This is a genomic window from Amnimonas aquatica, from assembly GCF_002943415.1.
In the GTDB taxonomy this organism is placed as follows: domain Bacteria; phylum Pseudomonadota; class Gammaproteobacteria; order Pseudomonadales; family Moraxellaceae; genus Perlucidibaca; species Perlucidibaca aquatica_A.
Genome location: NZ_PTQZ01000283.1, coordinates 1 through 1,776 on the forward strand (window position 1 = coordinate 1; position 1,776 = coordinate 1,776).

Consider the following 1,776-nt stretch of genomic DNA (forward strand, 5'->3'; position numbering starts at 1 on the left):
CCGGTTCAGCGATTCCCAGGGGTCGGACACGGCCAGCGCGCCCAGCGTGGCCTGCTCGAAGGCATCCAGGCTTTCCTTGGGCAGGAAGCGCAGCGAATCCAGCGGATTCAGGAAGCCGTCGGCATCGGGCGCCACTGCCAGCGGTGCCAGGGTGGCTGGCATGCTGGACGGCACATCCGCCACAGCGGCGGGCGTGACCGCTTCCGGCGCGGACTCCGTGGCCGGTGCGGTTTCCGCGTGCGCCGGCAGCGTTGCCGCCAGCCCGGTGAGGCCGGCGAGGAGGAGGGCGGTCAGCTGGCGGTCAGTCATGGAGGAACTCCAGCATGGCGGCGACGTTCTCGCGGTAGGTCAGGTTGCCGAGGTGGCCGCCGCGCGGGAACACGGTGAGGCGGTCGCCGAATGTCGCGCGCAGGAAGCCGAGGTCGCCCGGGCCGAGGATGAGGTCGTCGGCGTTGGTCATGACGCCCACTTTCGTGGCGCTCTTCAGGTAATCCTCGAGGCCGTGCAGGCTGGTGTCGCGGATCAGCGCAGGCAGGTCGGTGCCATCGAAGTGTTCGCGCCAGAACGGCAGCAGCTGGGTGCGTATGTAGCAGTTGAAGTTGCACAGCAGCGCCTGGCGGAAATACGGCGTCAGGCTGGTGCCTTCGGTGATCTTCGCGTCCGTCGGCACGATGCCGCCGCGCCGGTTGACCAGGTCGGAGGTGAACACGATGTCCGCCGCCGCGAAGCGGAAGGCGGAGCCGATGAGCATGGCCAGCTCCTCGTTGCTCAGGCCCTGGGGCGACTGCTGGAAGTCGTAGAGCATGGCTTCGTTGAGCTGGATGTGACCCTTGTCCTGGAAGTAGCGTGCCAGCTTGGCGAAGATCAGGTCGTAGAAGGTCTGGCTGTCGGTCACGCCCTTGACCTCGGTGTGCACCAGGCGGTCAAGGTTGCTGACCGAGGTGTAGAGGTTGACCGGCGGGTTGAGCAGCAGCACGCGCTTGAAGTCGAAGGCCTTTTCCTGTTCATCCAGCGCGCTGACGAAGGCGGCGTTGAGGCCGCCCAGGCTGTAGCCGGTGAGGTAGTAGCCGGTGACCGGCAGCTCGGCGTTCTGCGCGCGCACCGCCTGCATGACGGCGTAGAGGTCGCGCGCGTCCTCGCGGCTGAAGCCGGGCGTGGCATGGCGCGAGGCCGCTGCCATGAAGTCGTAGCTGGTCGGGGAGGAGAGCTGCACGACGTGGTAGCCGGCCTTGTAGAAGATCTTCTTCAGGCTCTCCATGCTGCCGCTGGCGTAGTTCGAGCCGGTGCCGGCAATGATGAAGACCAGCGGCGCCGGCTGGTGCTGCCGGGCGATGCGGTACTTCAGCTTGCGCACCGACCAGAAGTTGTCCGGCAGGTCGAACTCCCTCTCCGGACGCAGGGTCAGCGCGTAGTCATCCTGGTCGATGTTGCGGTCGGCGGGCAGGCCTTCGGGCTGCAGCGCCGGCGGCGTGCCGGTGATGGTGGCGATGAACGGGTTGCCGAGCGGGAAAGCGTAGCTGTCGGGTGCCGGTGCGGCGCTGGTGGGCGCGGAAGCCAGCAGCGGCGCGAGCAGGCAGGGCAGCAGGAAGCGGGTGATCAGTGGCATGGTCTGTCCTGGTTCACGGGGGCGCGCAGCCTGCTGATAACGGCCGGCATGGGCGTGCGCCGACATATTCGGACATTTTCGGTGATTAGCCAAACATTGTCAGACAGGGCACGTTGTTTCCATGCCGCAGTTTTGCCATGCTTTAGTGTCTTGTTCCAGGCAGCTTCACG

General features: G+C 66.5%; 2 protein-coding genes. Both read right to left on the minus strand.

The genetic code is table 11. The features are described from left to right. Nucleotides 1–309: hypothetical protein (locus tag C5O18_RS09110; protein WP_241146808.1), on the minus strand; the 309-nt coding region annotated here is incomplete at its 3' end. Further along, entirely contained in the window at nt 302–1,606 is a 1,305-nt protein-coding gene (locus C5O18_RS09115) for an alpha/beta fold hydrolase family protein (protein WP_105193298.1), read from the minus strand. The genes C5O18_RS09115 and C5O18_RS09110, both read right to left, overlap by 8 nt. Nucleotides 1,607–1,776: the final 170 nt, after the last annotated feature.

Excerpts from the sequence above, each read along its gene's own strand:
- C5O18_RS09115 (WP_105193298.1), bottom strand. The coding sequence starts at position 1,606 with ATGCCACTGATCACCCGCTTCCTGCTGCCCTGCCTGCTCGCGCCGCTG.